At 66.8% G+C, this 22,337-nt stretch carries 26 protein-coding genes; 14 read left to right on the forward strand and 12 right to left on the reverse strand.

Annotated elements, in window-relative coordinates; all coding sequences use genetic code 11:
- The first annotated feature begins 135 nt into the window (after nt 1–135).
- The 3 genes from FOS14_RS19170 to FOS14_RS19180 are packed head-to-tail and all read left to right on the forward strand — an operon-like array spanning nt 136 to nt 2,286.
- Complete coding sequence (locus tag FOS14_RS19170; RefSeq protein WP_143772424.1) at nt 136–1,395, forward strand: geranylgeranyl reductase family protein; 1,260 nt, start codon at nt 136–138, stop codon at nt 1,393–1,395.
- Complete coding sequence (locus tag FOS14_RS19175; protein WP_143772425.1) at nt 1,395–1,844, forward strand: helix-turn-helix transcriptional regulator; 450 nt, start codon at nt 1,395–1,397, stop codon at nt 1,842–1,844. Before FOS14_RS19170 ends, FOS14_RS19175 begins: the two co-directional genes overlap by 1 nt.
- A 10-nt stretch (nt 1,845–1,854) precedes the next feature.
- Nucleotides 1,855–2,286 carry a VOC family protein gene (locus tag FOS14_RS19180; RefSeq protein WP_143772426.1) on the forward strand — a complete coding sequence of 144 codons (432 nt, stop codon included), beginning with the start codon at nt 1,855–1,857 and terminating at the stop codon, nt 2,284–2,286.
- An 8-nt stretch (nt 2,287–2,294) separates the two neighbouring features.
- Here the strand turns inward: FOS14_RS19180 and FOS14_RS19185 are convergent, their stop codons facing one another.
- Entirely contained in the window at nt 2,295–2,999 is a 705-nt protein-coding gene (locus tag FOS14_RS19185; RefSeq protein WP_185981841.1) for a demethylmenaquinone methyltransferase, read from the reverse strand.
- A 14-nt stretch (nt 3,000–3,013) separates the two neighbouring features.
- Nucleotides 3,014–3,487, reverse strand: coding sequence for a DUF3592 domain-containing protein (locus FOS14_RS19190; RefSeq protein ID WP_370512264.1), 474 nt, complete (start codon nt 3,485–3,487; stop codon nt 3,014–3,016).
- Nucleotides 3,488–3,530: 43 nt separating this feature from the next.
- Here FOS14_RS19190 and FOS14_RS19195 point away from each other — a divergent pair, with 43 nt between their 5' ends.
- Nucleotides 3,531–4,025 (forward strand): DUF2505 domain-containing protein, encoded by a 495-nt coding sequence (locus FOS14_RS19195; protein ID WP_185981842.1) that lies wholly within the window; start codon nt 3,531–3,533, stop codon nt 4,023–4,025.
- On the opposite strand, the gene menD is transcribed toward FOS14_RS19195, so the two are convergent.
- The 6 genes from menD to FOS14_RS19225 form a co-directional block, all read right to left on the reverse strand.
- A complete protein-coding gene (menD, locus tag FOS14_RS19200; protein ID WP_143772430.1) occupies nt 4,022–5,629 on the reverse strand; it encodes a 2-succinyl-5-enolpyruvyl-6-hydroxy-3-cyclohexene-1-carboxylic-acid synthase in 1,608 nt (535 codons plus the stop codon). The genes FOS14_RS19195 and menD overlap by 4 nt on opposite strands.
- A gap of 15 nt (nt 5,630–5,644) precedes the next feature.
- On the reverse strand, nt 5,645–6,067 hold the full coding sequence (locus FOS14_RS19205; protein ID WP_143772431.1) for a hypothetical protein: 423 nt from the start codon (nt 6,065–6,067) through the stop codon (nt 5,645–5,647).
- 9 nt (nt 6,068–6,076) lie between these two features.
- On the reverse strand, nt 6,077–7,072 hold the full coding sequence (locus FOS14_RS19210) for an o-succinylbenzoate synthase (protein ID WP_143772432.1): 996 nt from the start codon (nt 7,070–7,072) through the stop codon (nt 6,077–6,079).
- Nucleotides 7,073–7,148: 76 nt separating this feature from the next.
- On the reverse strand, nt 7,149–8,036 hold the full coding sequence (locus tag FOS14_RS19215) for a type IV toxin-antitoxin system AbiEi family antitoxin domain-containing protein (RefSeq protein ID WP_143772433.1): 888 nt from the start codon (nt 8,034–8,036) through the stop codon (nt 7,149–7,151).
- A gap of 132 nt (nt 8,037–8,168) precedes the next feature.
- Nucleotides 8,169–9,512: an AarF/ABC1/UbiB kinase family protein gene (locus FOS14_RS19220; RefSeq protein WP_143772434.1), complete on the reverse strand. Its 1,344-nt coding sequence runs from the start codon at nt 9,510–9,512 to the stop codon at nt 8,169–8,171.
- An 11-nt stretch (nt 9,513–9,523) separates the two neighbouring features.
- Nucleotides 9,524–10,177: a PaaI family thioesterase gene (locus FOS14_RS19225; protein WP_143772435.1), complete on the reverse strand. Its 654-nt coding sequence runs from the start codon at nt 10,175–10,177 to the stop codon at nt 9,524–9,526.
- A 72-nt stretch (nt 10,178–10,249) separates the two neighbouring features.
- Here FOS14_RS19225 and FOS14_RS19230 point away from each other — a divergent pair, with 72 nt between their 5' ends.
- The 9 genes from FOS14_RS19230 (at nt 10,250) to FOS14_RS19270 (ending at nt 16,976) form a co-directional block, all read left to right on the forward strand.
- Nucleotides 10,250–11,155 (forward strand): 1,4-dihydroxy-2-naphthoyl-CoA synthase, encoded by a 906-nt coding sequence (locus tag FOS14_RS19230; RefSeq protein WP_143772436.1) that lies wholly within the window; start codon nt 10,250–10,252, stop codon nt 11,153–11,155.
- A 1-nt stretch (nt 11,156) separates the two neighbouring features.
- Nucleotides 11,157–11,540, forward strand: a complete 384-nt coding sequence (locus FOS14_RS19235) for a VOC family protein (RefSeq protein WP_143772437.1) — start codon at nt 11,157–11,159, stop codon at nt 11,538–11,540.
- A 107-nt stretch (nt 11,541–11,647) separates the two neighbouring features.
- Nucleotides 11,648–12,832, forward strand: a complete 1,185-nt coding sequence (locus FOS14_RS19240) for an inorganic phosphate transporter (RefSeq protein WP_143772438.1) — start codon at nt 11,648–11,650, stop codon at nt 12,830–12,832.
- A 13-nt stretch (nt 12,833–12,845) separates the two neighbouring features.
- Nucleotides 12,846–13,118, forward strand: coding sequence for a hypothetical protein (locus FOS14_RS19245; protein ID WP_143772439.1), 273 nt, complete (start codon nt 12,846–12,848; stop codon nt 13,116–13,118).
- Between the two features lie 22 nt (nt 13,119–13,140).
- Nucleotides 13,141–13,488 carry a DUF3349 domain-containing protein gene (locus FOS14_RS19250; protein WP_143772440.1) on the forward strand — a complete coding sequence of 116 codons (348 nt, stop codon included), beginning with the start codon at nt 13,141–13,143 and terminating at the stop codon, nt 13,486–13,488.
- Between the two features lie 14 nt (nt 13,489–13,502).
- Entirely contained in the window at nt 13,503–13,802 is a 300-nt protein-coding gene (locus tag FOS14_RS19255; protein WP_143772441.1) for a DUF3349 domain-containing protein, read from the forward strand.
- 5 nt (nt 13,803–13,807) lie between these two features.
- A complete protein-coding gene (menE, locus tag FOS14_RS19260) occupies nt 13,808–14,932 on the forward strand; it encodes an o-succinylbenzoate--CoA ligase (RefSeq protein ID WP_143772473.1) in 1,125 nt (374 codons plus the stop codon).
- Between the two features lie 138 nt (nt 14,933–15,070).
- Complete coding sequence (locus FOS14_RS19265; protein WP_143772442.1) at nt 15,071–16,051, forward strand: ATP-binding cassette domain-containing protein; 981 nt, start codon at nt 15,071–15,073, stop codon at nt 16,049–16,051.
- Nucleotides 16,052–16,148: 97 nt separating this feature from the next.
- Nucleotides 16,149–16,976, forward strand: coding sequence for an ABC transporter permease (locus tag FOS14_RS19270; RefSeq protein WP_143772443.1), 828 nt, complete (start codon nt 16,149–16,151; stop codon nt 16,974–16,976).
- On the opposite strand, the gene FOS14_RS19275 is transcribed toward FOS14_RS19270, so the two are convergent.
- Nucleotides 16,973–20,164, reverse strand: a complete 3,192-nt coding sequence (locus FOS14_RS19275) for a BTAD domain-containing putative transcriptional regulator (RefSeq protein ID WP_143772444.1) — start codon at nt 20,162–20,164, stop codon at nt 16,973–16,975. The genes FOS14_RS19270 and FOS14_RS19275 overlap by 4 nt on opposite strands.
- 52 nt (nt 20,165–20,216) lie before the next feature.
- Here FOS14_RS19275 and FOS14_RS19280 point away from each other — a divergent pair, with 52 nt between their 5' ends.
- A complete protein-coding gene (locus FOS14_RS19280) occupies nt 20,217–21,086 on the forward strand; it encodes a 1,4-dihydroxy-2-naphthoate polyprenyltransferase (RefSeq protein WP_143772445.1) in 870 nt (289 codons plus the stop codon).
- On the opposite strand, the gene FOS14_RS19285 is transcribed toward FOS14_RS19280, so the two are convergent.
- From FOS14_RS19285 to FOS14_RS19295, 3 genes are read right to left on the reverse strand one after another with little or no spacing between them, the layout of a single operon-like run.
- Nucleotides 21,083–21,472, reverse strand: coding sequence for a phage holin family protein (locus FOS14_RS19285; RefSeq protein WP_143772446.1), 390 nt, complete (start codon nt 21,470–21,472; stop codon nt 21,083–21,085). The two genes, FOS14_RS19280 and FOS14_RS19285, sit on opposite strands and share 4 nt — an antisense overlap.
- Before the next feature lie 21 nt (nt 21,473–21,493).
- Complete coding sequence (locus FOS14_RS19290; RefSeq protein ID WP_143772447.1) at nt 21,494–22,045, reverse strand: Clp protease N-terminal domain-containing protein; 552 nt, start codon at nt 22,043–22,045, stop codon at nt 21,494–21,496.
- Nucleotides 22,045–22,263 (reverse strand): helix-turn-helix domain-containing protein, encoded by a 219-nt coding sequence (locus FOS14_RS19295; RefSeq protein ID WP_143772448.1) that lies wholly within the window; start codon nt 22,261–22,263, stop codon nt 22,045–22,047. Before FOS14_RS19295 ends, FOS14_RS19290 begins: the two co-directional genes overlap by 1 nt.
- Between the last annotated feature and the right edge of the window lie 74 nt (nt 22,264–22,337).

The raw sequence follows: 22,337 nt of genomic DNA on the forward strand, positions 1-22,337 counted from the left end.
TGCTCGGTGCCTGTTCCTTCCGGTCAACTCCTGACGAATCACCGCGCCTTCGGTGACACGCTAGTGAACCCTATCGGGTCGAGCCGAGTTTTGGCCGGGCAGCGGCGGAGTCCGGGCACCTGCGAAGATGGTCGGATGGTGGCAAACCCGCCGAATACGGTGGACGACGTACCCGCAGCGGCGGAGATTCTGGTCGTCGGAGCAGGCCCGGCGGGCTCCGCTGCGGCGGCATGGGCGGCCCGCAGTGGCCGCGAGGTGGCGCTGATCGACGCGGCGACCTTCCCGCGCGACAAAACGTGTGGCGACGGCCTGACCCCGCGGGCGATCGCCGAGCTGGACCGGTTGGGCCTCGGCGAATGGGTGCGCTCGCGCGGCCTCAACCGCGGACTGCGACTGGCCGGTTTCGGGCGCGAGGTGGAGCTGCCGTGGCCGGGGGGTTCGCTGCCGGCCGTGGGAAGCGCGGTGCCGCGAACCGAACTCGATGACCGGATCCGCCAGGTCGCCGTCGATTCCGGCGCGCGAATGGTGCAGGGCGCCAAGGCGATCGACGTGGTACGTGACGGCAACCGCGTGCGCGCGGTGGTGGTGCGGACGGCCGCGGGTACGCAGGAGATTGCCTGCCGGTCGCTGATCGTGGCCGACGGCGTGCGATCCACGCTGGGCAAGCAGCTGGGCCGGACGTGGCATCGGGACACGGCCTACGGCGTAGCGGCGCGCGCATACGTGACCTCGGGTCGCAGCGACGACCCCTGGATCACCTCGCACCTGGAATTGCGGGACGGCGACGGTTCACTGCAACCCGGCTACGGCTGGGTGTTCCCACTGGCCACCGGTGAGGTGAACGTCGGCGTGGGGTCGCTGGCCACCGCGAAGCGCCCGGCGGATGTCGCGCTCAAACCGCTGCTCGCTTTCTACGCGGAAAGCCGGCGCAAGGAATGGCACTTCGACGGCCCGATCCGCGCGGTGTCGTCGGCCCTGCTGCCGATGGCGGGTGCGGTGTCCGGCGTCGCCGGGGCGAACTGGGCGCTGATCGGCGACGCGGCCGCCTGCGTCAACCCGCTCAACGGTGAGGGCATCGACTACGGCCTCGAGGGTGGCCGCATCATCGCCGACCTGCTCGCGGCCGACGACCTGTCGGAACTGTGGCCGGACACGCTACGCACCACCTACGGGCGCGCTTTCTCGGTCGGCCGGCGCCTGGCTGGTTTGGCAACCGTGCGCGGCGTCATCCCGACCGGAGGACCACTGTCGCTGCGATCGATGCGAATGATGCGGATCCTGGTGCGCGTCATGGGCAATCTGGTCACCGAAGAAGACGATGATCTGACAGCGCGGGCCTGGCGGCGCTCGGGTGCGATCTCGATGCGGATCGACGGCCGGCCGCCGTTCAGCTGATGACCACGCGCCCCGTTCCCGAGGCGCTGCTGAGCCATCTGCGCCGGGCCCGGGATCTGGCCGACAAACACTATGCGTCACCGCTCGATCTCGACGAATTAGCGCGTGCCGCAGGGGTTTCGCGCTATCACTTCCTGCGTTGCTTCGCCGCCACCTACGGCAGGACCCCGGCCGCATATCTCGCCGAGCGGCGCATCGAGCGGGCTCAGGATCTGCTGCGCGCCACCAACGTGACAGTGACCGAGGCGTGCATGATGGTCGGCTACTCCAGCCTCGGTTCGTTCAGTGCAAAGTTCCGGCAGCTGGTCGGAATGTCGCCGTCGGAGTACCAAGCCAAGTACGCGACCGAGGGGGTGCCACACATCCCTGGCTGCTACGTCTTCATGCATGGTCTCAGCGATCGAAAGCCGAGCAATTTTGGAGAAGCGCCAGCATCGGACGGTCGGTAGCTTTCCCTTCATGACCATCACCAACGTTTCACTCGTTACCGTCTACTGCACCGACCAGGACGAGGCCAAGAAGTTCTACACCGACAAGCTCGGCTTCGTGGAAACGGCAGATATTTCCATGGGCGACGGCTTCCGCTGGGTGACCGTGGCCCACCCAGATCACACCGAACTTGAAGTGACACTGATGGTCCCGGGCCCGCCGCTGGACGACCAGATGGCTGAAGCCGTGCGTCGAGCACTGGCCAACGGGACGATGGGCGGGCTCGGGTTGGCCACGGCCGACTGCCGCAAGACCTTTCGGGAGCTGGCGGACAAAGGCGTCGAGTTCGTGCAGGAACCCGCGGAACGCCCGTACGGTGTGGAGGCCGTCGCTCGCGACAACTCGGGCAACTGGCTGGTGCTCGTGGAGCGCAAGCCGTTCTCACCCGGCGACTTCAGCTGACGTCGCAGCTAGCGAACCGCCCTGTGTAGCGCCACGATGCCACCGGAGAGGTTGCGCCACTTGACGTCGCGCCACCCCGATGTCGCTATCTGGCGGGCAAGTTCAGCTTGGTCCGGCCAGGCCTGAATGGACTCCGCCAGATAGACATACGCGTCCGGATTGCTGCTGACCGCACGCGCCACCCGCGGCAGCGCCTCCATCAGATATTCCATGTACACCGTTCGAAACGGCCGCCACACCGGCGTGGAAAACTCGCAAACCACCAGCCGCCCACCGGGTTTGGTGACCCGTGCCATTTCGGCCAAGGCAGTGTCGAAAGCGGCCACGTTGCGCAGCCCGAACGAGATGGTGACCGCATCGAAAACCGCGTCGGCAAACGGGAGCTTGGTCGCGTCGCCGGCCACCATCGGCACGTTGCGCGACAGTCCAGCCGCCAGCATGCCCTTGGAGAAGTCGGTCGCCACACACCAGGCACCGGACTTGGCCAGTTCGACCGTCGAAACTCCCGTACCGGCGGCCAGGTCGAGCACCCGCTCCCCCGGCCGCAGCCCGAGTGATTTGCGAGTGGCCATGCGCCACAAGCGATCCTGGCCCATCGACAGCACGGTGTTGGTGATGTCGTAACGGCGCGCAACGCCGTCGAACATCGCCGCTACCTCGTGCGGATCCTTGGCGAGCGTCGCGCGGTATCCGCGGGTGCGTGTGTCAGCCACGCTCTTGACGGTACCTAAGGCGTTCGAGCCAGCCCGGCACTGGCTTGCCTGCGCCGCCGCTCGATGCGCCGCACCAGCCACAACGCGGGCAGGGCCAGCGCCCAGGTGACCACGATGACCGACGCGGCAGGGATGATCGCAACCCGCGCGTCCCGGCCGGCCACCCGCACCAGGTTCGGATCACTACGCGAGTATTCAACGTTGATGTGTTGTCCGACAGTCAAATTGGTGGGGTACAGCACTCCCAGCGGCGGGTTGACGGTGTTGCCGTCGGGAGTGATGAAGCTGATTGCCGAACGCAGCCGTCCCGCGGACAGCACCTCCGCGGTGGCCACGCCCTCGTCGGAGGAGATTCTGATGTCGTCGCGCCAGGCCGCCAGCACCAACAGCACCGCCAGGGCGGACACCGCGATAGCCACCACCAAGATCACCGTACGCAACCGCCGAAACACCGGCGCGGTGGTTTCGGTGGAGGTCACGCCGACCAGGTTAATCGCAGCCGCCGCGAGTCGTTCGGTAGCGTTGGCCACCATGCCGCGTTCATTCTCGTTCGAGGTTCATTACCCAAACTCTCCCGCCGACGTGCATCGCGCCATCACCGATGAGCGCATGTGGCGATCTCGCTTCAAAGGCGCTGAGACGGCGACCCTGGACGTCGCCACTCCCGATGGGCCGGGAACGATCGAGCTGACCATGTCGGAGCGGGTCGACAAGGACCGCACCCCGATGGTCGTCCGCAAGGTGCTCAAGGACGAGATGTCGCTGACCCGAACCGACCGCTGGGGCGCGCTGGAGGGCGATACCGCCACCGGCGTCTTGCACGCGCACTCCACTGGAATCCCCGGCAAGGTCGAGGGCCGCTACACGCTGCGACGGTCCGGCGACGGCGCGGTTCTCCAGGTGAGCGGCGAAATAGAGGTGAAGATCAGGTTCGTGGGTGGCGCTATCGAACCGCTCGGCGTGCAGTTGCTCACCAGACTGGCCAACGGCGAGCGCGACTACACCACCAAGTGGCTGTCTTCCTAGAGCCGCGCGCGGACGGCCGCATGCAGTTCGCGCAGGCCCGCGCGGTCCGTGATCACCTCGAGGACGCGGATTCCGTTCGCGTGGCCTTGTAGGCGCGTGGCGAGCGCGTCGAGATCCACCCGCTCGTGCGGGACCCGGTAGGCCGCGCACAACGCGGCCAAATCCATGCCATGTGGGGTGCCGAAGACGCGCTCGAACACCCCGGCGTACTGCGGATCGCCTTGCTCGAGGAGCTCGAAGATGCCGCCACCGTCGTCGTTGGCCACCACAATCGTCAGGTCCGAGGGGCGTGGTTCACCGGGCCCGACGAGTAGTCCGGACGCGTCATGCAGGAACGTCAGATCGCCGATCAGGGCGATTGTCCGGCCGTCGTGGTGCAGGGCTGCGCCGACGGCCGTGGAGACGGTGCCGTCGATGCCGGCGACGCCACGGTTGGACAGCACCCGCACGCCCGGTTTCGGGTAACTGACCAGTGCCGCGTCGCGCACGGGGTTGGAGGCGCCGAGCAACAGTTGATCACCGGCGCGCAGCGCATCGGTAACCACGGCCGCCACATGCAGACCCGTGGCCTTCGGGTGATCTGCCAGTTGTTCGCGCACCGCCCGATCCGCGGTGGTGGCCAGCGTGGCGCAGCGGCGCAACCAGTCTGCGCGGGGAGTGCCGTGGACGACCGCGCGGGTGCCCGTGCCGATGACGTTGCCGGACACGTCGGGCCAGCGCGGCCCGGTGGTCAGCGCCACGACCGACACCGCCGGATCGGCCAGCAACTTGGCGACGGGCCGATGCAGCGTCGGGCGGCCGGTGATGATGGCCTGGCGTGGTTCCAGCAATGGCAGGACCAGCGGATGCAACGGTGGGCCGTGCAGTGGCGCCGTCGGTTCGGCGACGGTGGGCAGCGCCGACAGCTCCGGCCGGTATGCCGAACCGTGCCCGGATATGACCACCGTGTCCACGTTCAGGTCCAGCTCGATGGGCACGTCCAGCGTCGCGTGCACGGTGGACGTCCAGGATGCGCCGTCGGGCCGGCCCGCGGGCATGGCCGTGGCCGGGTGCACGTCGGGAACCAACGGCTCGCGCAACGGAATGTCGAAATGAACCGGCCCGGCATTGCCCGAACGGGTGCCGCGGGCTGCGGCCAGCACTCGGCACACCGCCGACCGCCACTGGCTGTTGTGGTCGCCGGCCTCGGCCAAGCCGAGGCTGATGGTCGCTCGGACCTGGGTTCCGAACAGCCCTAGTTGCTCGACCGTCTGGTTGGCGCCGGTGCCGAGCAACTCGTACGGGCGGTTCGCGCTGAGCACGACCAGCGGGACCCGCGCATAGTTGGCCTCGAGGACCGCCGGGCCGAGATTGGCGACCGCTGTTCCCGACGTCATCACGACCGGAACCGGGGCACCGCCGGCCACTGCCAGCCCGACCGCGAGGAAACCCGCCGTCCGCTCGTCGATTCGCATGTGCAGGCGGAGGCGGCCCTGCGCGTCGGCGGCCTGCAGCGCGAACGCCAGCGGTGCGTTGCGCGATCCCGGGCACAGCACGACATCGGTGACGCCGCCACGAATCAGTTCGTCGACAACGACCGTGGCCTGCGCGGTTGACGGGTTCACATCTTCTACAGTGCCCTACTCGCCGGCGTGCCGCTGCACCAGATCGCCGAGGGCAGGTAGGGCCTCGATCACATGCTTGCGCGCGGCCGGGCGCATGGATCCGTAGACCTTTTTGATGGACTGCCGCGAGGACGCCGCCACGCGCCGGTCGGTAACGCTCAACAGCGCCTCCGCGGCCGCGTCGCTGCGGGCCGTGAGAAAGGCGCCGAAGCTGCGCTGGTCGCTGTCGCGGAACTCTCCCCAGAATGGCTCTAGCTGCTCGAACAGCTGCGGAGCGAGCGCGTCGATGGCCTCCGGAACAATCGTCGGACTTACCTTCTGCACCGCCGCATAGCCGCCCTTTACTGCCAGACCCGACGCGCCGCGTTTACCCGCGACCTCCGCATCGATGAGGGCATGTACGTCGGCGAGCAGGGATTCATTTACGGCGACAACCACGGGCGCACACTATACGGTGCGGGTCTGCAGGATCCGGTAACAGCGCTCGAGGCGCTCCTGCCACCAGCGGACGCGCTCGCGGGGGGCGGCAAGTTCCGTGATCGCCTCTTGATCTGGTTCGACCGGGCCAACCGCCAAGCGGCCGTCGCTGATGGCCAACGGCGTCGCGACGTCGCGGACGAAGAAGCCGCCGGTGCCGAGCCCGCAGGCGTGGTCGAGCGTGGGTAGCGCCGCCGCCGCGCGGATTCCCGCTGCCATGCCCACCGCCGAGTCCAGCGCACTGGACACCACCACCGAGACACCGTGATCCGACAGGGTTTCGGCGAGTTCGAGCAGCCGCCGGACACCGCCGAGCGGGGCCACCTTGACCACCGCGACGTCGAGCGCTTCGGCACGCAGCACGCGCAGTGGGTCGTCGGCGCGGCGAATCGACTCGTCGGCGGCGATGGGAACACCGGACAATGTGCGGCGCAGTTCGGCCAGTTCCGCGACGGTGCGGCAGGGTTGCTCGGCGTACTCGAGCGGGCCGTCGGCGGTGAGCGCCTGCAGAGCTTCGACCGCCTGCGCGACGGTCCATCCGCCGTTGGCGTCCACCCGCACGGTCGGGACGATCTCGCGCACCCTGGCCACTCGGGCCACGTCGTCGGCAAGGCACTGCCCCGGCTCGGCCACCTTCACCTTCGCGGTCGTCGCACCCGGGAAGCGCGCGAGAATCGCGGGCACGTCCGCGGCCGGTACCGAAGGGACCGTGGCGTTGACCGGCACGGAATCCCGGACGGCCGTCGGCGGCGACGTCCACGCGGCCTCGATGGCGGCGGCCAGCCAGTTCGCCGCCTCGTCGTCGTCGTACTCGCCGAACGGGCCGAACTCGCCCCAGCCGGCAGGCCCCCGAACGAGCATGACCTCGCGAGTGGTGATGCCCCGGAAGCGCACCCGCATCGGCAGCGCGACGACCGTGGAGTCGGCCAGGAGGTCCTTCAGCGGCGGGAGGGGCACGTCGGTCATTGTGCCGGGCGAACGCTTGCGCACCCGCTCGGCACTCAGCGAACAAAAGTTCGGTCAGGAGACGGGATCCCGTCGATCAACCAGACTTGTGTTGGGTGCGTCCCGGTCGACGAAGACTCTTACGGCGCCGACGCAGCAACGCCACAATCTCATCGGCGACAGCTTCCGGGTCGGCGAGCACATCGGCCGCGGCATAACGGACGAGGTAGATGCCGGCCGCGAGCATCGCGTTCTGGCGGCGGCGGTCGCGCCGGAACATCTCGGGCTCGGAATGCGGGCCGCGACCGTCGATTTCGATCGCGGTTCGGGAAAGCTCGTCGTAGAAGTCCGGATAGAACGCGGCGACCCGAAGATTTCCGCGCAGCCGGAAGCCACGACGCGCCAGCGCCCGACCCACCAATCGTTCCGGCTCGGAGTCGGTGCCCACAGCCGAATCTCGCAGTTGCTGACGTGCCGCCTGCGAGCCCCACTTGCCGGCGTCCTGGGTGAGGCGTCGTTCGACAAAGCCTTCGTTCACGGCTTGCCCGAGTTGGGCGTCGTACAGCCGGTCGAGCTCGTCACCTTCGATGACGGCCGCACAGTCGAGCAGCGCGCGCTCGGGTGTGACTACCGCCATCCCGCGAGCCTCGGTAACCACAGCCGTCGAGAGCGCGCGCCGGTGGATGCGCAACCATTCGGGCGCACGCCGCGCGATCGATCGGTGCGTCGGCACGGTGGCCTCCACGACAGCCGGTTCGGCACACATTCGCCACAGCCAGGCAGCGGTTCGGTGACTCAGCACCGCGTCCGGTTGCCACAGCGTCACCGCAAAGCACTTGACGAGCGTCGTCACCTCCGACGTCGCGTACACCCGCGGTAAGAGGCGGGTGAATTCACCGGAACGGCAACGGCGGGAGATGGCGCTGGCCGACAATCCGCGAGACAGCAATTCTTTACGGGTGAAGACGCCGAAGGGTGGAAGCACAGCAATAGCGTGTCTGTGCTGGAGGCGGTCGGAAGCGGCAAAGTGCGCAATTGTGGACAACTTCCGCGCTGTGGATAACACCGATACGCAACTGTTCCAACAAGACTCGGACCATGAGACGGAAACCCGTCGCTAAGCCCGACTTTTGTTGGCGGCGTTGCGCTCCTTCTCGGCCTGGATGACCAGCCCGCCAACGTAGTTGACCACCTCACGGTCGTTGAGGGCTCGCCACCGCGGCGCCAGCAGCTTCATGTACCGCTCGACGTACAACAACTGCTTGCCCACCAGCACCAGCTCGCGTGGCAGCTTGGCGTCGTACGCCTTGGCCAGATCCGCGAGTTGCTTGCCCAGTTGCGTGTAGGACACCTTGCCGAGTTGCGTGCGACGCAGTGGCGCGGCAAAGGTGCGCAGATCGTCGGCGGACCCCTCCCGCCCCCGGCGGACCGCCCCGAGCCGGAAGAGCGCCCGCCCGGCGGACTCGAAGTCGTTGCGGATCATCAAGTCCACCAACAACTGTCGCAGAATGACGCGGGTTCGGTCGTCGAAGCGGCCGACGATGCCGAAGTCCAAGAACACGATTCGACCCGAGGTATCCACCAGGACATTGCCCGCGTGCAGGTCACCGTGGAATACCCCGCCACGGAAGGCGGACTCCAGCAGCGAAAGCAGCAGCGTGCGCAGCAATTCGACGCCATCGTGGCCGGCGGCACGGACGGCGGCGACATCGTCGATACGCACCGCGTCGATGAACTCCATCACCAGCACCCGACCAGTGGTGTATTCCCAATACACCTTGGGTGCGCGAACTTTCGACGCGAATTGGGTGTCGGCCAGGCAGGCCGTCCACTCCTCCATGGCCCGTGCCTCGGTATGAAAGTCCAACTCGTCGTGCAGGTTTGCCGCGAAGTCCGCCACCACTTCCTTCGCGTTGAGCATGCGCCCGTAGGAGGACAGCTGCAGCACCGCAGCGACCCGCTCGAGGATCTGCATGTCGGCGGCCAACCGGGCCTTGATGCCCGGCCGCTGAATCTTCACCACCACCCGTTCACCGGATTTCAGCGTCGCGTGATGAACCTGCGCGATGGACGCGGATGCGATCGGTACCTCGTCGAACGTGGCGAACACGTCCTCGGGCGGGGCGCCAAGTTGGTCGGTGACGAGTTCGCGGACCGCGGCCGGATCGGCCGGCGGCACCTTGTCCAACAGCGTCCGGAACTCGTTCGACAGCACCTCGGGAAACAGCCCTGGACTGGAGGCGATGAGTTGACCGAGCTTGACGTAGGTGGGTCCCAGCGCCGCGAATCGATCCCTGGCCTGATGGGCGGCGACCGCTGCCACGGGCCGGCCCCGTAACCGCGCCCCTAACACGTGCACACCGCCCACGCCGGCCTGCCAGGCCGTGGCCGCGACCCGGCCAGCCTCGACGGTGATCGGCACCTTGCGCAGCTGCAGGACCTCGGTCGGACTGACTGTCATGAAACTGAACTTTAGGGCTGGCCCGGCAGCAGTTGCACCATCAACGCTTCCCCGTCGGCGAGCACTGTCCCGTCTTCCTCGGTCAGCCGGGCCTTGATGAACGTCTTGCGGCCCTCGACCCGGTCCACGCTGCTCTCGGCATTGAGCACGGTGTCGATGGGCGTCACCTTGCGGTAATTGATGTGCAGGTAGGCGGTCCGACTGATCGGTCGCCGGGCGGCGTACACGGTCATGCCGAACAGGTCGTCGAAAAGCAGGGGCAGCACTCCGCCGTGCACGGCGCCGTTGCCGCCGACGTGGTAGCGACTGAACTTGCCGTGGGTGCGCACGCCATCGGGGCCGAACGCGTCGATGGTCCAGGGCAGCATCAGCAGGCTTCCGCGCCCAGGCAGCTCGACCGCGCGTCCCGCGATCGACACACCCTCGGCCGCCGCGTACGGCGCCAGCAGGTCGGCCAGCTCCTCAGCCTTTGCGCGCGCCTGCACCAGCACCTCTTCCGGTGCGTCGATCGAGACGGCGAGGTCCTGGAGCTGACGCATGGCCGCGACGAATGGGCCGAACGACGGCGGCGGAGTGGTCGGGCGCAGCCGCGGGAAGTCGCTACGCAGGTCGTTCGGGGCCGAATCCTCGTCCGCCGAGGTGCCGGTGTTCAGCTGCTCCGTCATGAACCCACGGTAACTGGCGCTTATACAGCGTCAGGTGTTGGTAGCCGAATCACGTCTCGTAGGGTCGAACCCGTGACCTTCAATCCCCAGCTGTGGCAGCCGGTTCCAGGGTTCGAAAATCTCACCGACATCACCTACCACCGACATGTGCGCGACGGCGTCGAGCAGCCGACCGTCCGGGTGGCGTTCGACCGCCCCGAGGTCCGCAACGCGTTCCGGCCGCACACCGTCGACGAGTTGTACCGGGTTCTCGACCACGCACGGATGACCTCGAACGTCGGTGCGGTGCTGCTCACCGGCAACGGGCCGAGCCCCAAGGACGGCGGCTGGGCTTTCTGTTCGGGCGGCGACCAGCGCATCCGCGGCCGCAGCGGCTACCAGTATGCGAGCGGAGAAACGGCCGAAACCGTCGATCCGGCGCGGGCCGGGCGTCTGCACATCCTGGAGGTGCAGCGGCTCATCCGGTTCATGCCCAAGGTCGTAATCGCCGTGGTCAACGGCTGGGCCGCCGGTGGCGGGCACAGCCTGCACGTGGTGTGTGACCTCACCCTGGCCAGCCGCGAGCACGCTCGGTTCAAGCAGACCGACGCGGACGTGGGCAGCTTCGACGGCGGCTATGGCAGCGCCTACCTGGCCAAACACGTGGGCCAGAAGTTTGCCCGGGAGATCTTCTTTCTGGGACGCACCTACACGGCCGAGCAGATGCACCACATGGGCGCGGTCAACGCCGTGGTCGATCACGACGACCTCGAGAACGTCGCGCTGGACTGGGCCGCGGACATCAACGGCAAGTCGCCGCAGGCGCAGCGGATGCTCAAGTACGCGTTCAACCTGACCGATGACGGCCTGATGGGTCAGCAACTCTTCGCCGGTGAGGCCACCCGCATGGCGTATATGACCGATGAAGCCATCGAGGGCCGCGACGCCTTCCTGCAAAAACGCGAACCGGACTGGTCGCCCTATCCCTGGTACTACTGACATGCAGGTGCTGAGCAGCCGGCTGATCCTGCGGCCCGCGGATTACGACACCACACTGCGGTTTTACCGCGACACGCTTGGACTCGCCATCGCCCGCGAGTATCCGGGCGGCACGGTGTTCTTTGCCGGTCAAGGTCTGGTCGAAATCGCCGGTCATGGCCAGACAGACGGATCGAGCACCTTTTCCGGCGCGATCTGGCTGCAGGTACGTGACATCGGCGAAGCGCAAAACGAGCTGGCCAGCAAGGGTGTAGCGATCGTGCGGGAGGCGCGCCGCGAGCCGTGGGGCCTGGTGGAAATGTGGATCGCCGATCCCGATGGAGTGTCGATTGTCGTGGTGGAGGTACCGGCGGACCATCCACTGCGCCGGGATACCCGTCAGTAGGAAAAAGGTGAACATCTGATGAACAGATTGCCCGCGGTTAGCAATTGCCCAGGTGAGGGGTTAACGCCGACTGGCTTTTTGGGTAACTACTCCGCACACTTAGCGCTGTGAGCGCTGATTTTCTCGTTCTCCTCATCGTTGTCATCACGGCTCTGGCATTCGATTTCACCAACGGTTTTCACGACACCGCCAACGCAATGGCAATGTCGATTGCTACCGGTGCGCTCCGCCCCCGTGTCGCCGTCGCCCTGTCGGCTGTCCTGAATCTCTTCGGCGCTTTCCTGTCGGTCGAGGTCGCCGCGACCGTGGCCAAGGGCATCGTCAACCTCGGCGATGTGCGCGGCCAAGACCTGCTCATCATTGTTTTCGCCGGTCTGGTCGGCGGCATCTTCTGGAACATGCTCACCTGGTTGATCGGCATCCCGTCGAGTTCCTCGCATGCCCTCTTCGGCGGCATCATCGGCGCCACCGTTGCGGCGCTCGGCATGAACGGTGTGATCTGGTCTCAGGGCGTGCTCAGCAAGATCGTCATCCCCGCGGTGCTCGCGCCCATCGTGGCCGCGCTGGTCGCCACCGTCGGCACCCGGTTGGTGTACCGGATCACCGAGGGAATGCGGGAGTCGGAGAAGGAACGCGGCTTCCGCTGGGGCCAGATCGGTTCGGCGTCTCTGGTGTCGTTGGCGCACGGGACCAACGACGCCCAAAAAACCATGGGCATCATCTTTTTGGCGCTCGTCGCCTACGGCTCGCTCAACGCGAACGACCCGATGCCGTTCTGGGTGAAGCTCGCGTGCGCGCTGGCGATCGCGCTGGGCACCTACATGGGTGGCTGGCGGATCATCCGCACGCTCGGCAAAGGTCTCGTGGACATCGCCTCGCCGCAGGGTTTTGCCGCCGACTCCTCCACTGCGGCGATCATCTTGACCTCGAGCCACTTCGGCCTGCCGCTGTCGACAACGCAGACCGCGACGGGGTCCATTCTGGGTACCGGCTTGGGCCGAGCTGGCGCCGAAGTGCGCTGGGGGGTCATGGGCAGGATGGCCGTCGCCTGGCTTTTCACGCTGCCCATGGCGGGCGTGGTCGGTGCCGCGTGCTGGCTCGTCGCTGGTCTCATCGGCGGGCTTCCCGGCGTGCTCACGATGTTCGTGCTGCTGATTTTCGCGGCCGGATCGATGTTCGTGCGGTCCCGCCGCCACCCGGTGACCACCGCGAACGTCAACATGGATTGGGAAGCGCCCCAGCCGTCGCTGCCCGCTCCCCCGACGCGCTCCCCGCACTCAGCCCAGGTGTGACGGGCCGGAGTCGATGGAGCTGTTCACCAAGACGATCGATTCGCTCTGGCAGGTCGTCGTCATCGGGTTGGTGCTCGGCGCCGGCCTGCCGATCGTGTTCGCCTGCGGGGTACGCCTGCTGGCCACGGACAGCGAATCGCAGGTGGGAGACACGAGCCGGCGCCGTCCGCTCAACATCGCGGCAGCTATCGTGTGCTTTGCCCTGATTGTCGCCGCAGTGATAACCGGAATCCTGTTGATCGCCAGGGACTTCATCCATCACACCTTCGGCCTCCACCTCTTCTAAAAGTGAAAGAGCGCAACTTCAAGTGACCGAATCGAAGACGTCGATCCTGCAGTCGGTGCTGAACTGGCTCCGCGCGGGATATCCGCAGGGCGTACCGCACTCGGATTACGTTGCGCTGTTTGCGGTCTTGCATCGGAGACTCACCGACTCCGAGGTGCGTCAGGTGGCCGAGCAGTTGGTCGCCGACCGCAGCGATGCCGATGCGGCGATCGACCGCGCCGAGATCGAAGCAGCAATCGCGCAACTGGCGAAAGAACAACCCGGACCCGACGACGTGCAGCGCGTCGCCTCGCGCTTGGCCGCGGGTGGTTGGCCCCTCACGCACCCCGACGACCTGGCCCGCCCCAGCGACGCCGCCGCCGCAGACTGATCGGCTTGACGACGATGGCGCTACCTCCCTTCCTCAGCAACATCATCGGTTGGCTGCGTGCCGGCTACCCGGAGGGCGTGCCGGAATCCGACTACGTGCCGTTGCTGGCGCTGCTGACGCGGCGTCTGTCCGATGAAGAGGTCGACCAGATCACCGACGCCCTGGTCGATCTCGGCGATCTTCCGGTGAGCAAGACCGACATTGCGGTCATGATCACGAAGGTCACCAATGAAATGCCGTTGGAAGTCGACGTCGACCGGGTGCGCAGCCGGCTCGCCGCGGGCGGCTGGCTGGCGATAGACCCGCCGCCGTGACAGCTATGTTGCGCGTGCTGCCGATGCCGACCGGCCGTGCCGTGCTGTCCACCCTCGATCGGCTACAAGATGCGCTTGCCGATGGCGACGCCGTGCTCCCGGTGCCCACCGACAACGACGCCGAACGGGACCGTCTTTGCGCCGCATTGCGTCCCGGCGAGCCCATCGACGACGACACCGCGCTCGTGGTAGCCACCTCGGGTAGCACGGGAGTTCCCAAGGGCGCCTTGCTTTCTGCCTCCGCGCTGCAGTCCAGCGCAACGGCGACGCATGCCCGGCTCGGCGGTGCGGGCAGTTGGCTGCTCGCCCTGCCCGCCCACCACATCGCCGGTCTGCAAGTGCTGTTGCGCAGCATCGCCATCGGGCTCGAACCGGAAATCATTGACGTGGCAGCAGGATTCGATCCCGGCGAGCTGGTCGACGCGGTGACGCGCATGCCCGGCCCACGCCGCTACACCTCGCTCGTTCCGACGCAGCTGATCAAGGCGATGGACCAACCGGACGCGGTCGACGCCCTGCGCTGTTTCGACGCGGTGCTCATCGGCGGCGCAGCCACACCGGTTGCCGTGCGGCAACGAGCGGAATCGTTGGGCATCAAGATCGTTCGCACCTACGGCATGAGTGAGACGTGCGGCGGCTGCGTGTACGACGGGGTCCCGCTCGACGGTGTGCGGGTGCGAATCGATTCCGGGCGAGTTGTTCTCGGCGGTCCGACGCTGGCCAACGGATATCGCAACTTTCCGCAGCACCCGGCGTTCGCCGAGCCTGGCTGGTTCCGCACCGACGACGCCGGCGAACTGCACGACGGCGTCCTTAGCGTGCTGGGCCGGATCGACGACGCGATTTCCACCGGCGGGCTCACCGTCGTGCCGAGCGTCGTCGAGGCCGTGCTGATCCAGCACCCGGCGGTTCGCGAATGCGCCGTGCTCGGCGTCCCCGATCCGCGACTCGGCGAGCGGGTGGTCGCGGTGGTGGTGGGCGACGGGGCTGCGCTCGAGGATCTGCGCGCTTATGTCGCCGAGCACCTCGACTTCTCGGCCGCGCCGCGTGAGGTGCGACTGGTCGAGCAGATGCCGCTGCGCGGACCCGGGAAGATCGATCGGGCGGCGTTGCGGGAACTGTTCGCCTAGCCGAACCCGGCCCGACGAGATCATGGCTGTGCACTCGGTCACTCGACAAACGTCTACTCAGCCATCATCTGGCGCCCGCGCAAGCCGGTGCAATAGGCGTGCAAGCGCTCTGCAAGCGCCGTGCCGCACGGTATGAGCATGAACTTTTCCGCACCCACCCCCGTGCCGGCAGTCGAGGCCGACGGCCTGGTCAAGGTCTTCGGCACCCAGCGTGCTGTCGATGGCGTCAGCCTCACCGTTCCCCAGGGCGCCGTCTATGGCGTGCTCGGACCCAACGGCGCCGGCAAGACCACCACGATCAGGATGCTCGCCACGCTACTGCGACCGGACCGAGGAAACGCCCGCATCTTCGGCCACGACGTGCTGCGCGAACCCAACGCCGTTCGATCACTGGTCGGCGTCACGGGCCAGTACGCCTCTGTCGACGAAGACATGACCGCCACTGAGAACCTCGTCATCTTCTCGCGCCTGCTCGGGCTCAGCCGCGCCGACGCGCGTCGCAAATCCGCCGAACTGCTCGAGGAATTCGATCTGGTCAAAGCCGCGAACAAGCCGCTGAAGAACTTCTCCGGCGGCATGCGGCGGCGCCTCGACCTGGCCGCCAGCCTCATCGCCACCCCGCCGCTGCTGTTCCTCGACGAGCCCACCACCGGCCTCGATCCCCGCACCCGCGCCCAAATGTGGGAAACCATCCGGCGTCTCGTGCGCGAGGGTGCGACCGTGCTGTTGACGACGCAGTACCTCGATGAGGCGGACCAGTTGGCCGACCGCATCGCCGTGATCGATCACGGCAAGGTGATAGCCGACGGCACCGCCGATGAACTCAAGGCGTCCGTGGGCGTGTCATCGCTGCATCTGACCTTGGCCGACCGCGCCATGACCAACCGGGCGCGCACCGTCGTTGCCGAGTACCTCGACTCCGACGTCACAGTCACCCCCGAGGCGGGCCGACTGACCGCCACCCTGAAGGACACCGGTGTCACGCCTGAGGTCCTGATCAGGCTGCGCGACAACGGCGTTGCCGTCGACGAGCTCACGGTAAGCAAGCCGAGCCTCGATGAAGTCTTCCTCACCATTACCGGCCATCCGGCCGACGACACCGAACAGGAGGTCGCATAGTGACTGTGCTATCCGCTCCGGCCCTTTCCTCCGCTCCTCGCTCCGTTCCTCGCTCCGCTGCGGTACTCCCTGCGATGCTCAGAAAGGACCTCCACTAATGACCACCACGCTAACTGCCCCAGCTCCGGCTGCAACCCGAGTCATTCCCGACGCACGCCCGGTCACGCTCCGGCAGGCAATTGCGAATTCCCTCACGATGGCCTACCGCGGGGTGCTCAAGATCAAGCACAACCCCGAGCAACTTTTCGACGTGACGATCCAGCCGATCATCTTCACGTTGATGTTCACCTACATCTTCGGTGGCGCTGTCTCCGGTGACGTGCAGAGCTACCTGCCGGTGATCATCCCCGGCATCCTCGTGCAGACGGTCATCACCACTTCGATGGTCACCGGCACCCAGCTGCGCGAGGACATGGACAAGGGCGTGTTCGACCGCTTCAAATCGCTTCCCATCGCCCGCATTTCGCCGCTGGCGGGCGCGTTGCTCGCCGACATGGTGCGCTACGTCATCGCGACCACGCTGACCATCGTGATGGGCCTGATCATGGGCTACCGCCCGGACGGCGGCGTGTTCGGCGTGCTGGCTGCGGCCGCCCTGGTCATCGCCTGCTCGTTCGCGACCAGCTGGATCTGGGCACTACTCGGCGTGCTGGCCAACAAAGCGTCTGCGGTGCAGGGCTATTCGATGCTGATCCTGTTTCCGCTGACCTTCATGTCGAGCGCCTTCGTGCCGGTGCACACCATGCCCGGCTGGATGCAGGCGTTCGTCAAGGTCAACCCGATCACGCACCTGGTCTATGCCTGCCGTGACCTGATGAACAGCGGCCATATCGGCGCAGACTTCGGTTGGTCACTGTTGGGCGCGGCCGCGATCGTCGCGATCTTCGCCCCGCTCACGGTCCGGCTCTACATGCGCAAAGCCTAAGTCCGGCTTTTTAATTCGTCCAGAATAGCCTCGGCCGCCCGCCGGCGTGCCAGCCCCGCCGCCCGCTGCAATGCCGCGTCGACCTCGTCGTCGCCAAGTGTTGCGCGGGCGGCGTCGAGGTGTCTGTCCAGCTGCATCGACGGATAATCTTGCCGGGGATGCACTCTCGACGCAGCAGCCAAGAGGTCGACGCCATCAGAACCGGTCGCAATACCGTGACTTCCCAGTGCCACCGCGACGCAGCCGAGTTGCGGTAGATCACGGAACTGCCCGAAGCGGCGCACCACATGACACGCCAATTGTTGCGTCACCTCCGTGATCTCGCCAGCACGTCCGGCCAAAACAAATGAGTCGATGGTGCCGACCGCGAGCATCACGTCGAGCGGGTTGGGTTCGACACCAATTTTCGGCCAGCCGACCATGGCGAGCGATTGTCGGTAGTGACTCAGCCCGGCAGCGGTATCGCCTTCCAGGAGTTCGATTTCGGCCAGGCTCGCCACCGCACCGGCCTGTCGCATGCCGAACTCGGCGCCGGAACTGCCCGCAGCCGCGGGAGTCAGGACACCGGCGAGCTCACGGCGCGCGGCCGCTAGCTGTCCCGCGCCGGCCAACGAGGCGCTGAGAAACGCCTGCACCTGCAGAACCTCGTCGTGCGCCTGCAACAGTTTGAGCGCATCGAGCGCGAGTTGATAGTGCGCGATCGACTCCGCGTATCGCGCGGACTGGCCGTACAGACTGCCGAGATGCTGGCACAGCGCCGAGGCGCCCCACGTGTCGTGCAGCTGGTTGGCCAACTCGAGCGCCGCACGCGCATCGGCGAGAGAGCCATGAATATCGCCGGTGTTTTCGCGAACCTGCGCGCGGATCGTGAACGCCGTTGCGCGCGACGCGGGGTCGGGTGATCGCACCGCTGCTGCCAATAGCCGCGCCACGCCGCGGCCATCGAGCCGCGCGCACATCAGCTCGGCATTGAGCCGGGCCGTCTCGCTGATATCGCGCCGGTTGCGTAACAGCGGGCGCGTGCGGGTGCGAGCCAAAGCAAATGCGTGCAGATCGCCCGCGATGAGCAGATGCAGCCCGGCCAGTAGATTGGCCGCCACCATCGCGTCGCCAGGAATATCGCTGCCGTTCGGGTCGACGGCCAAAATCCGCGGCGCCCAGTTCATCACTTCCGAATGCGCGCCGCGCAATGCCCATAGGAAGCCGAGCGCGGCAAACACCTGATACACGGTGCCCGCGTCGTCGTGTCCGATTGCGCTGCGCAGCACTGCGACAAGATTGTCATGCTCGACGCCCACGCGGTGGACCACGGCAACCTGTGCGGGCGTGCGAAACTCGACCATTGCGGTGTAGGTGAACTCGCGCGCCCAGGTGGCCATCCGGTGCCGCGCCAAAGCGCCCTCGTCGGCGGCGGTCAGTTGCTCCTCGCCGAACTCGCGGACCGTTTCCAGCATGTGGTAGCGCACGCCGGATCCGTCGGGGCTGTCGAGCACCGACAGCAGCGATTGGTTCACCAGTCCGTCAAGTGCATCGGCCACATCGACGATGTCTCCGGCGTCGGCCACCGCCTCGGCAGCGGAAAGCGTGAAGCCGGCCGGAAACCGGCAGAGCCGACGCAGCACGGTCTGTTGCGGTGGCTCCAGCAGATTCCAGCTCCACTCGATCACGGCATGCAGCGTGCGGTGCCGCGCCGGTGACGAGCGATCTCCGGTGCGCAACAGCGCAAATCGATGACCGAGCTTGGCGTTGATCTCCTCGACACTCATGGAACGCATACGGGCAGCGGCCAATTCGATTGCCAACGGCAGCCCGTCCAGCGTTCGGCACAGTCGGGCCACCTCCGAGGCGTCCAGTCGGGCGCCCGGCCGCACCGCCAGGGCCCGGGCCCGAAACAGGTCCGTCGCCGCCGAGCCGCTCTCATCGATCGGCAAGGGCGCCAACGGATATACCGCCTCCGCGCTGATCCGCAGCGGTGCCCGGCTGGTGGTCAGCACGGTGAGCTGATCGCACGCCGCCACCAGGTCCGCGACGGCGTCGGCTACGTCATCGACCACGTGCTCACAGTTGTCCAGGATCAGCAACCAACTTCGGCCGGCCAGCGCATCCCGCAGGCGTTCGCGCGCGTCCTGCACCCGACCGATCCGGGCGCCTGGCTTGAGTTCGATTTCACTGAGGCCCAGAGTCGAACTGATCGCCGCTACAACGTCTTCACCGCTGCGCACCGACGCCAATTCGACGAGCGCAACGGGTAGCCGGTCGGCCCAACGCGTACCGAGCTCGTTTGCCACTCTTGTCTTTCCGGTGCCGCCGGGGCCGAGGATCGTGGTGACTCGCGAGTTGCAAAGTTGCTTGTCCAGTGCCGCAAGGTCGCCATCGCGACCCAGCAGCGGGTTCGGCGCGGCGCGCAGGCCAATCGCCCGCGGCGCGGCCGGTTTTGGGGTGTCGCCGCCGCGCAGGATCTCGGTGTTGAGGTCGACCAGCGCCCGGCCTGGATCGGTGCCGAGTTGCTCGGCAAGGTTGCCGCGGATGGCCGCGAAGACCTCCAGCGCCTCGTTGGGTCTGCCCAGTGACGCCAGAATTCGCATGAGGGTCGCGTGCGCGCTCTCATCGAGCGGGTCGCGATCGGCAATCGCTCGGGCGATCGGCAAAGCCGTGTCCAAGTTGCCGGCGGCTACCTGAGCAGCCACCGCCAGCTCATCGAGCGCGGCGCGGACCGTGTCGGCCGCTTGCGCCAGGGCGCGGGCTTGGTCACCCGAGCCCAGATCCGCGCCAGGGTCCCCCCGCCACAGCTCCCGGGCCGCCGCGATCGTCGCGAGGCAGTCGTGGTAACGGCCATCGACATGCTCTTGCCGCGCGCGCCGGACGAGTTCGGTAGCGAGGGTCAGGTCGACCTGTTGGCGGTCCAATGCGAGTCGGTACCCGGTCGGACCCATTTCCAGAGTCCCGTCGGGCAGTGCCGTCCGCAATCGTGACACCTGGGTGTGCAGCGCATTCATCGGTGCGCGCGGCGGTTGATCCGCCCACACCTCATCGATCAACCCCTGCGCGGTTCGGCTGCGCCCCGGATCGGTTGCCAACGCGACCAGCAGGCTGCGGGCGCGGATGCCCGGCAACGGGGCCAGTTCGCCGTCGCGGCGAGTGGCAACCTCACCCAGCAGCGACACGACGATGCGTTGTCTGATGTCCATTACTTACCGATCGTATTGCGGGGGCTCGGCAGCGGGATGCAAGGATTCGACCATGGCTTCTGTTGCCGAGTGGATCGAAGGGGCACGGCCCCGCACCCTGCCGAACGCGATAGCGCCGGTGATCGCCGGAACCGGCGCTGCTGCAGGACTGTCCGGGGCGGTGTGGTGGAAAGCATTGCTGGCACTGGTCGTTTCCCTCGCGCTGATCATCGGCGTCAACTACGCCAACGACTATTCGGACGGAATCCGGGGCACCGACGACGTCCGCGTCGGTCCGGTCCGGTTGGTGGGTGCACGGTTGGCGTCGCCGACCGCGGTGCGCAACGCCGCGATAGCCGCGCTCACCGTCGCCGCGGCAGCGGGCCTGGCGCTGGCAATAACGTCGGCATGGTGGTTGGTCCTCATCGGTGCGGGCTGCCTGGCGGGAGCATGGTTCTACACGGGCGGGCGCAATCCGTACGGCTACGCCGGTTTCGGTGAAGTGGCGGTATTTGTGTTCTTCGGTTTGGTAGGGGTGCTCGGCACACAGTTCGTGCAGGCCGAGCGGGTCGACTGGACGGGCGTGGCCAGCGCCGTGGGTGTCGGATCTTTCTCCTGTGCGGTGCTGGTGGCGAACAATCTGCGCGACATTCCCACCGACAGCGCCACCGGCAAGTACACGCTGGCTGTGCGCCTCGGCGACGCCCGCACCCGGACATTGCAGCTGGCGCTACTGATCGCGCCGTTCGTGATGACGCTGCTGTTGGTGATCCGCACACCCTGGGCACTGGCGGGACTTGTGGCCGCGCCCTTGGCCTGGCGGGCGAACGCTCCGGTCCGGCGCGACGGACACGGCCTGGAACTCATTGGCGCGCTACGCGACACCGGCCTGGCGATGATGGTGTGGGCAGTCGCGACGGCCCTCGCCCTCGGGCTCGGTTAGCTTCGCACCGGACGGTCCCGGACCAGCGCGCCCAGCACCCAGTTCACTATCGCGATGATGATGCCGCCCCAGATTGCGGCCCAAAACCCTTCCACCCGCAGTCCGTACTGGGTGGTTTCGGTTACCGCGGCGGTCAGCTTCAGCATCAGCGCGTTGATGACCAGCAGGAACAAGCCGAGGGTGAGGATCACCAGCGGTAGCGACAACAGTTTCACCAGCGGTTTGACGATGGCGTTGATGATCGTGAACACCACCGCGATGGCCAGCAGGACCAGGAGATCGCCGGCCAATCCGTTGCCCTCACTGACAATGTGAATCCCTGCGACCCAATGGGCAGCAATCCAGATCGCCACCGCGTTGATCACCAGCCGAGCTGCAAGCGCCATGGCCGCATCCTATGCGCAGGCTCAGGCAGCCTCGTCCAGCGCCGCGTACAACCGTGCCCGCAGATCATCTAGCGGCAGATGCGGCTCAATGACGGCGCGCGTCACGTCGTTCGGTGCGCGCAGAATGCCGAGCAGCAGATGTTCGGACTCGATGCGGTTGTCTTTGCGCGCCACGGCTTCCCGCAAGGCAAGTTCGAGCGATTTCTTGGCCGCTTTCGAAAACCTGATGTGTCCGCGGGCGAAACCGGCCCGATTCTTCTGTTCGAACACATCGTCATCAAAGCTTGCCCGCAGACTCTCCCGCACGGCGTCGAGATCGATACCGATCGCACGCAGCGCCTCGGCATCGTCGTCACCCAGCGGATCGTCGGCATGCATCCGGCGCACGGTGTCTACCGCTTCGGTGAAATTCAGGCCCGACGATTCGATGACGCCGCGCAACCGTGCCGATGGCCGGCAGAGCACACCGAGCACGATGTGCTCCGGCTCGATCTGTGCGTGGCCGAGCTCGCGTGCCTGTTCCTGCGCAAGCACGACGATCACCCGGGCCTCACGGGTGAACCTCTCGAACATCACTTTCTCCCTCGACGGTTGTACTTCTGGTGCACGGCCTGCCGACTCACCTCGAGCGCGTCGGCGATCTGTTGCCAGGACCAGCCTTGTTCGCGCGCATTGCGCACCTGGATGGCCTCGAGCCGCTCGAGCAACCTGCGCAGCGCCAGGACCGCGCGCAGCCCGACCTGCGGGTCGGAGCTTCCGGCGTCCGCGGCCAGCGTCGTTGCTTCAGTCATGATGTCAATTTAGATTGACAATCAGCTGGCGTCAAGAGAGGTTGACATTGCGCTGCATGCGGCGTTCCAGCCGA

It is taken from the genome of Skermania sp. ID1734 (assembly GCF_007489285.1).
Lineage (GTDB): Bacteria > Actinomycetota > Actinomycetes > Mycobacteriales > Mycobacteriaceae > ID1734.

Bases quoted from the DNA above. Each gene is read 5' to 3' on its own strand.
- FOS14_RS19170 (WP_143772424.1), top strand. From the start codon at position 136: ATGGTGGCAAACCCGCCGAATACGGTGGACGACGTACCCGCAGCGGCG.
- FOS14_RS19175 (WP_143772425.1), top strand. From the start codon at position 1,395: ATGACCACGCGCCCCGTTCCCGAGGCGCTGCTGAGCCATCTGCGCCGG.
- FOS14_RS19180 (WP_143772426.1), top strand. From the start codon at position 1,855: ATGACCATCACCAACGTTTCACTCGTTACCGTCTACTGCACCGACCAG.
- FOS14_RS19195 (WP_185981842.1), top strand. From the start codon at position 3,531: ATGCCGCGTTCATTCTCGTTCGAGGTTCATTACCCAAACTCTCCCGCC.
- FOS14_RS19210 (WP_143772432.1), bottom strand. From the start codon at position 7,072: ATGACCGACGTGCCCCTCCCGCCGCTGAAGGACCTCCTGGCCGACTCC.
- FOS14_RS19220 (WP_143772434.1), bottom strand. From the start codon at position 9,512: ATGACAGTCAGTCCGACCGAGGTCCTGCAGCTGCGCAAGGTGCCGATC.
- FOS14_RS19225 (WP_143772435.1), bottom strand. From the start codon at position 10,177: ATGACGGAGCAGCTGAACACCGGCACCTCGGCGGACGAGGATTCGGCC.
- FOS14_RS19235 (WP_143772437.1), top strand. From the start codon at position 11,157: ATGCAGGTGCTGAGCAGCCGGCTGATCCTGCGGCCCGCGGATTACGAC.
- FOS14_RS19245 (WP_143772439.1), top strand. From the start codon at position 12,846: ATGGAGCTGTTCACCAAGACGATCGATTCGCTCTGGCAGGTCGTCGTC.
- FOS14_RS19255 (WP_143772441.1), top strand. From the start codon at position 13,503: ATGGCGCTACCTCCCTTCCTCAGCAACATCATCGGTTGGCTGCGTGCC.
- menE (WP_143772473.1), top strand. From the start codon at position 13,808: ATGTTGCGCGTGCTGCCGATGCCGACCGGCCGTGCCGTGCTGTCCACC.
- FOS14_RS19265 (WP_143772442.1), top strand. From the start codon at position 15,071: ATGAACTTTTCCGCACCCACCCCCGTGCCGGCAGTCGAGGCCGACGGC.
- FOS14_RS19270 (WP_143772443.1), top strand. From the start codon at position 16,149: ATGACCACCACGCTAACTGCCCCAGCTCCGGCTGCAACCCGAGTCATT.
- FOS14_RS19275 (WP_143772444.1), bottom strand. From the start codon at position 20,164: ATGGACATCAGACAACGCATCGTCGTGTCGCTGCTGGGTGAGGTTGCC.
- FOS14_RS19280 (WP_143772445.1), top strand. From the start codon at position 20,217: ATGGCTTCTGTTGCCGAGTGGATCGAAGGGGCACGGCCCCGCACCCTG.
- FOS14_RS19285 (WP_143772446.1), bottom strand. From the start codon at position 21,472: ATGGCGCTTGCAGCTCGGCTGGTGATCAACGCGGTGGCGATCTGGATT.
- FOS14_RS19290 (WP_143772447.1), bottom strand. From the start codon at position 22,045: ATGTTCGAGAGGTTCACCCGTGAGGCCCGGGTGATCGTCGTGCTTGCG.
- FOS14_RS19295 (WP_143772448.1), bottom strand. From the start codon at position 22,263: ATGACTGAAGCAACGACGCTGGCCGCGGACGCCGGAAGCTCCGACCCG.